Source organism: Rhizobacter sp. P1_G5 (genome assembly GCF_056405435.1).
In genome coordinates this window covers 1-3147 of sequence record NZ_JBFUCB010000672.1, presented here as the reverse complement: position 1 = coordinate 3147, position 3147 = coordinate 1, and the positions used below count along the sequence as shown (strand labels likewise).

The window sequence follows — 3147 nt, the reverse complement described above, 5'->3', positions numbered from 1 at the left end:
CCGCTACCGCGTGCAGAGCCACTACCTGCTGCACCGCTGCTGGCTCGATGAGCCGCCGCTGCTGGATCGTTGCGATCGCCTGCCGGCCGTGCCGACGCTGCTGCTGCACGGCAGCGAAGACCGCATCTGCCGGCCCGAGGGCGCGCTCGCGCTGCACCAGCGCCTGYCGCACAGCCGCCTGCGCCTCATCGAGGGCGCCGGCCACGACCCGACCCATCCGGCGATGGTGCGCGCGATGGTCGAGGCGCTGGACGGCTGGCCGTCATGAGCTTACGGCTCAAGATCCACCTGATCGTCGGGCTGCTGACGCTGTTGTTCCTGTTCGTGRTGATGGGCCTGGAAGTGCGCAGCATGCGCGCGTCGGTGAACGAGGAGGTGGTGGCCGCCAACCGCGTGGCCTCGCAGTTCCTGAACCGCACCGTGTGGCGCTACGCGGCCCAGGGCACGCCGGCGGTGCTGGCCTTCCTGCAGGGCATGGGCCGCGTGCGCTCGAACGACATCACGCTGCTCGACCGGCAGGGCGCCGTGCTCTATGCCTCGCCGCCGTCGCCCTACAAGCCGGGCCGCGATGCGCCCGACTGGTTCGACGCGCTGGTCGCGCCGCCGCCGGCCGTGCAGTCGCTGGACCTGCCCGACGGCCGGCTGAAGGTGCAGGCGAACGCATCGCGCGCCGTGCTCGACGCGTGGGACGAGGCCATCACGCTGGTGTTCGGCGCCGTCGTGATGCTGGTGGTCCTCAACGGGCTGGTGTACTGGCTGGTCGGGCGCACGCTGCGGCCGTTCGGCCAGATCGTCGCGGCGCTGAACCAGCTGGAAGGCGGCCGCTTCGATGTGTCGCTGCCGCCGCTGCCCGGTGCCGAGGCCGGCACCATCGGCAAGGCCTTCAACCGCATGGTCGGCATGCTGCAAGGCCACATCGAGACCGAGCGCCGTGCGGTGCGCGCCGAGCTGCAGCTGTCGGAGAGCCGCGAGCTGACGCGCTGGGTCGACCACCAGATCGAACAGGAGCGCCACCTGATCGCGCGCGAGCTGCATGACGAGCTGGGCCAGTCGGTGACGGCGATGCGCAGCATGGCGCTGTCGATCGCGCAGCGCATGCGCACGCTCGATCCGCAGGCCGAGCAGGCGGCGCGCCTGATCGCCGACGAGTCGTCGCGCCTGTACGACGCGATGCACGGCATCATCCCGCGCCTCGCGCCGCTGGTGCTCGACAACTTCGGGCTCGCCGAGGCGCTGGCCGACCTGGCCGAGCGCACGCGCCGCAGCCAGCCCGGCGTGCAGATCGAGCTGCAGTCCGAGATGGACGGCGTGCAGCTCGGCAGCGAGGCGGCGCTCGCGCTGTACCGCGCCGCGCAGGAAGGCCTGACGAACGCGCTGCGCCATGGCCAGGCGCAGCGGGTCGGCGTGCGGCTGCGCGCTGCGGCCGACGGCATCCTGCTCGAACTCGTCGATGACGGTGTCGGCTTGTCGCCCGACTGGGCGGACAAGAAGGGCCACCACGGCCTGCGCTGGCTGGCCGAACGGGTGCAGGGCCTGGGCGGCAGCTTCGAGCTCGTGTCCATCGCCCCGCGCGGCGTGCGCCTGACGGTGCGCCTGCCCCCACCCACGCCGCAACCCACCGAGGTGACCCCCGCATGATCCGAGTGATGCTCGTCGACGACCACGCGCTGGTGCGCATGGGCTTTCGGATGCTGCTGGCCGATGCCGGCATCGAGGTCGTGGCCGAGGCCGACACCGGCGAACAGGCGTGTGCCGATTACCCGAAGCTCCAGCCCGACGTGGTGGTGATGGATCTGTCGATGCCCGGCATGGGTGGGCTCGAGGCCGTGCGGCGGCTGCTGGCGCAGGACCCGAAGGCCCGCGTGCTGGTGCTGTCGGCGCACGAGGACACTGCTCACCCGCGGCGGGTGATGCAGGCCGGCGCGCTCGGCTACCTGACCAAGCGCGGCGCGCCGGAAGCGTTGATCGCGGCCGTCACCGCGGTGGCCGAACATCGCCCCTATGTGGACGCGCAGACCGCCCAGGTGCTGGCGCTGGCCCAGATGAAGGGCGACACGAACCCGGCCGAAGCCCTCAGCGAACGCGAGTTCTCGGTGTTCATCCAGCTCGCGCGCGGCCTGACCGTGGCGCAGATCGCCGCCAACCTGAACCTGTCGCCGAGCACGGTGGGCACGCACCTGTACCACGTGAAGCAGAAGCTCGGTGCCGGCAACCAGTCCGAGCTGACGCTGGTGGCGCTGCACTGGGGGCTGATCCAGGCTTGAAGTGGACACATGGCACCGCGTTTGCCCGTGCACTGCGGCACGGCGTCCCCCCGATTCGCGTGAGGATCAAGGGTAAACCCTTGAATCAGGCCCATTTCTTGCGCCGTAATTGCTCACAAGGGCCTGCAGTTCGGGTCCGGGCAGGAGAGTCGTCGATGCGGGGCTGGCTGTTGATCGGGGTTGCACTGGCGGCGGGCGTCGCGCACGGCGAGGACATCACGCAGGTGCTGGAGCGCTCGCAAAGCGTGCGCCTGGAGCGCATGTCGCCGGCGCCGGTCGAGAGCGAACGGGCGCAGAAGCTGCGCGACAGCTTCGAGATGCTCGCGCGCCGGCTGGGGCTGGAGGGGGCTGCCGAGTTGCGCGTGGTGCGTGGCGAGGTGGTGGCTGAAACGCTGCACGGCCGTGTCGTGATCGCCAACGAATCGCTGGGCGACTGGCCCGAGGAAGGCAGGCTGTTCGTGCTGGCGCACGAATTGGGTCATGTGGCGCTGGCGCACTGGGCGCAAATGGGCGTGATGTACCAGAAATGGGTGCCCGGCAGCGTCACCCCGGACCAGACCGACCCGGTCGCCGGCCGGTTGGGGCGCGAGGCGTCGGGCCTGGCCTACCAGCAGGAGTACGAGGCCGATGCGTTTGCGCTGCGCACGCTGGAAGGGATGGGCGTGCCGCGCGACACGGTGATCTCGGCCTTCATGCGGCTCGGCGTGACGAAGGACACGGCGACGCACCCCGGCACGCATCGACGGCTGGCCGCACTGCGCGCGCAATAGGCCTGGGGATCAACCCCACGCGCCTTTGCCACGCCGGTCGCCCCTGAAGGGGCCTACGCATTGACGCGGAACGATCCCATCGCCGCGGTGAGCCGCCCCGACTGACCCCGCAG

4 protein-coding genes are annotated in these 3147 nt (G+C 70.8%); all 4 read left to right on the top strand.

The annotated features are described in order from the left end of the window. The coding region (locus AC1D12_RS29225; protein ID WP_477844670.1) for an alpha/beta fold hydrolase at nt 1–268 on the top strand (268 nt) is incomplete at its 5' end. Then, complete coding sequence (locus tag AC1D12_RS29220) at nt 265–1638, top strand: HAMP domain-containing protein (RefSeq protein ID WP_477844668.1); 1374 nt, start codon at nt 265–267, stop codon at nt 1636–1638. The genes AC1D12_RS29225 and AC1D12_RS29220, both read left to right, overlap by 4 nt. Next, nucleotides 1635–2264, top strand: a complete 630-nt coding sequence (locus AC1D12_RS29215) for a response regulator (protein ID WP_047502237.1) — start codon at nt 1635–1637, stop codon at nt 2262–2264. Before AC1D12_RS29220 ends, AC1D12_RS29215 begins: the two co-directional genes overlap by 4 nt. A 155-nt stretch (nt 2265–2419) precedes the next feature. Next, nucleotides 2420–3034 carry a M48 family metalloprotease gene (locus tag AC1D12_RS29210; RefSeq protein ID WP_477844666.1) on the top strand — a complete coding sequence of 205 codons (615 nt, stop codon included), beginning with the start codon at nt 2420–2422 and terminating at the stop codon, nt 3032–3034. Nucleotides 3035–3147: the final 113 nt, after the last annotated feature.